Origin of the sequence: Burkholderia sp. KCJ3K979 (assembly GCF_016759955.1) — a bacterium.
Taxonomy (GTDB): domain Bacteria; phylum Pseudomonadota; class Gammaproteobacteria; order Burkholderiales; family Burkholderiaceae; genus Burkholderia; species Burkholderia orbicola.
On sequence record NZ_JACFYV010000360.1, the window covers coordinates 1 to 3,542 of the forward strand.

Annotated in this window: 2 protein-coding genes; one reads left to right on the forward strand and one right to left on the reverse strand. The window is 67.4% G+C overall.

The window, feature by feature from the left end:
• Nucleotides 1–1,681: phosphoenolpyruvate carboxykinase (GTP) (locus H3O04_RS34555; RefSeq protein ID WP_202589432.1), on the forward strand; the 1,681-nt coding region annotated here is incomplete at its 5' end.
• A 225-nt stretch (nucleotides 1,682–1,906) separates the two neighbouring features.
• Here H3O04_RS34555 and H3O04_RS34560 read toward each other — a convergent pair.
• Nucleotides 1,907–3,542 (reverse strand): acid phosphatase (locus H3O04_RS34560; protein WP_202589433.1); only part of this gene is annotated, 1,636 nt, incomplete at its 5' end.

The following is a 3,542-nucleotide window of genomic DNA, read 5'->3' on the forward strand; positions in this document are numbered from 1 at the left end:
GGGCACGCTGACGCGCCTGAATCCGGCGAAGCGCCCGAACTCGTATCTCGCGCAATCCGATCCGTCGGACGTCGCGCGCGTCGAGGATCGCACGTTCATCTGCGCGGCCTCGCGCGACGACGTCGGCCCGACCAACAACTGGATCGAACCGGCCGAAATGCGCGAGACGTTGAACGGGCTGTTCCGCGGCTCGATGCGCGGCCGCACGCTGTACGTCGTGCCGTTCTCGATGGGCCCGCTCGGCTCGCCGATCGCGCACGTCGGCGTCGAGTTGTCGGACAGCCCGTACGTCGCGGTGAACATGCGGATCATGACGCGCATGGGGCGCGACGTGTACGACGTGCTCGGCGAGGATGGCGACTTCGTGCCGTGCGTGCACAGCGTCGGCCATCCGCTCGAAGCCGGCCAGCAGGACGTGCCGTGGCCGTGCAATCCGGTCAAGTACATCGTGCATTTCCCCGAAACGCGCGAGATCTGGAGCTTCGGCTCGGGCTACGGCGGCAACGCGCTGCTCGGCAAGAAGTGCTTCGCACTGCGCATCGCGTCGACGATGGGCCGCGATCAGGGCTGGCTCGCGGAACACATGCTGATCCTCGGCGTGACGTCGCCGGCCGGCAAGAAGTATCACGTCGCGGCCGCGTTCCCGTCCGCGTGCGGCAAGACCAATTTCGCGATGCTGATTCCGCCGCAGGGCTTCGACGGCTGGAAGGTCACGACGATCGGCGACGACATCGCGTGGCTGAAGCCCGGCCGCGACGGCCGCCTGTATGCGATCAACCCGGAAGCCGGTTTCTTCGGCGTCGCGCCGGGCACGGGCGTGAAGACCAACCCGAACGCGATCGCCACGCTGAAGGAAAACGTGATCTTCACGAACGTCGCGCTGACGGAAGACGGCGACGTGTGGTGGGAAGGGCTGACCGACACCCCACCCGCGAAGCTGACCGACTGGCAGGGCAATCCGTGGACGCCGGAGATCGGCAAGGAAACCGGCCGCAAGGCCGCGCATCCGAACTCGCGCTTCACCGCGCCGGCCGCGCAGTGCCCGTCGATCGACGACGATTGGGAAAACCCGGCCGGCGTGCCGATCGACGCGTTCATCTTCGGCGGCCGCCGCTCGACGACGGTGCCGCTCGTGACCGAGGCGCGCGACTGGGTCGAAGGCGTGTACATGGCCGCGACGATGGGCTCCGAGACGACCGCGGCAGCCGTCGGCCAGCAGGGCGTCGTGCGCCGCGATCCGTTCGCGATGCTGCCGTTCTGCGGCTACAACGTCAGCGATTATTTCGCGCACTGGCTCAACATCGGCAAGCAACTTGAAGCCGCCGGCGCGAAGCTGCCGAAGATCTACTGCGTGAACTGGTTCCGCAAGGATGCGAACGGCAAGTTCGTGTGGCCGGGCTTCGGCGAGAACATGCGCGTGCTGAAGTGGATGCTCGATCGGCTCGAAGGCACGGGCGGTGGCGGCGAGCATGCGTTCGGCGTGTCGCCTGCGTATGAAGACCTGCACTGGGACGGCCTCGATTTCACGCGCGATCAGTTCGATGCGGTGACGTCGATGAACGCCGACGAATGGCGCGAGGAGCTGAAGCTGCACGCGGCGTTGTTCGATACGTTGAAGCTGCGCTTGCCGGCTGAAATGACCGGCACGATGAAGAAGATCGAGCAGCGTATCGGCGGTTGACGGTACGCAGCGTCATCGTCTTTGGCGTCCCGTCGCCGCCATTGCTCGTCGGCGGCGGGACGTTTTCATTTGGGCGTCGCGCGCGCCGCTATTCACTCACCGAGCACCGAAATGCGCGACGCATTGCGTAGCGCCGCGTAGCCTCGCCGGCCCTGAAACGAACGACGCCCCGAGCCATCGATCGCATGGCCCGGGGCGTCGTCGTTTCCCGCAGTCAACTGGTCGTCAGCCGAGATCGAGCGCGTTCGTCAGGTCGCCCGGCGGCGTCTCGCCACGCGCGGCGAACGCGTTGTTGCGCAGCACCACGCCGTCGAGCGGGGCGAGGCCGTGCACGCGGCTGATGAAGCGCAGGATCGAGTTCGTGTCGTACAGCGTGTGATCGACGAAGCCCTTTTTCGCGAACGGCGAGATCACGAGCGCCGGGATCCGCGAGCCGGGGCCCCAGCGGTCGCCGACCGGCGGCGCGACGTGATCCCACCAGCCGCCGTTCTCGTCGTGGGTCATCACGATCACGGTGTTCTCCCATTGCGGCCCGCGCCGGATATGGTCGATCACGGTCGCGATGTGACGGTCGCCCGATTCGATGTCCGCATAACCCGCGTGCATGTTCAGGTTGCCCTGCGGCTTGTAGAACGTGACGGCCGGCAGGCGGCCCGCGTCGATGTCGGCGATGAAATGGTTGGTCGCCGGCTCGTCGCCGAGCCCCGCGTCGCGCAGATGCTTGCGGCGTGCTTCGGTGCCAGGCGCGTAGTTCACGAAGTAGTTGAACGGCTGGTGGTGGTACTGGAAATCGGGCACCGTGCCGGTGTCGCGATGCTCGAGCGCGTACTGCCACGCACCGCTGTACCACGCCCAGTCGATGTTCTTTTCCGACAGGCGGTCGCCGATCGTCGCGTAGCCCTGCGGCGGCATCACGCGATGGTCGGCCGGGTCCGCATACGCGGCGTTGCCCGGATCGGGCGGCGGCACGTAGCTCGGCTGGTACGGCGGCGCCATCGTGTTGACGCCGTAGCCGTCCGGCGTCAGCGGGCCATCGACCGCGAACTTCGGCGGGCCGTCCAGCGCGGACGCGGGCGAATCGTCGGCGAGCTTCAGGCGCGTGCCGGTCGGGTCGTCACCTTCGACCTTCGACAGCAGCTTCGCCGCATGCGGATGCTTGTGCGCGTCCGGATACAGCGGCGGCTGCGCGGAGATCAGGAACATGTGGTTCATCCACGAACCGCCGAAGGCCGCCATGAAGAAGTTGTCGCACAGCGTGTATTGCCGCGCGAGATTCCACAGCCGCAGCGTGTCGGCCGAATTGCGGTAATGGCCCATCACGAGGCCGCCCGAATCGGCCCATGCGGCGAACTGGTTGTTGCGGCCGCCCGCGATCTGCATCTGGTTCTGGTAGAAGCGGTGCCACAGGTCGCGCGTGATCACGCCGTTCGGCAGCGGCTGGCCCTGCGCGTCGGTAATCCGGAACGGCGCATTCGGCAGCTTGTCGATGTCGCGCTCGGCGATCGCGTAGCGCTTGCCGTCCACTTCCTGCGCCTGCGGCACGAGCCCGCCCCAGATCTTCGGCAGCACCGGCAGCGGCGTCTTGCCGTCGCGATCGAGCTGCTGCGCATGCTCGGGCCGCACTTCACTCAGCGGATGAAGTACCCCCGGGAAATCGCCGTACAGGTTCGCGAAGCTGCGATTTTCCGCATAGATCACGACGATGTGGCGCACGCGCTGGCGCAACGCTTCGTCGATGCGCAGGTCTGCGGCCGAGCGCGGCGCGTTGCCCGCGGTGGTTTCGCAGCCGGCGAGCGCGACACCGGCACCGAGCGCGGCGAGGCCGCCGAGCACACGGCGGCGGTCGGGATCGGCGGGAAGG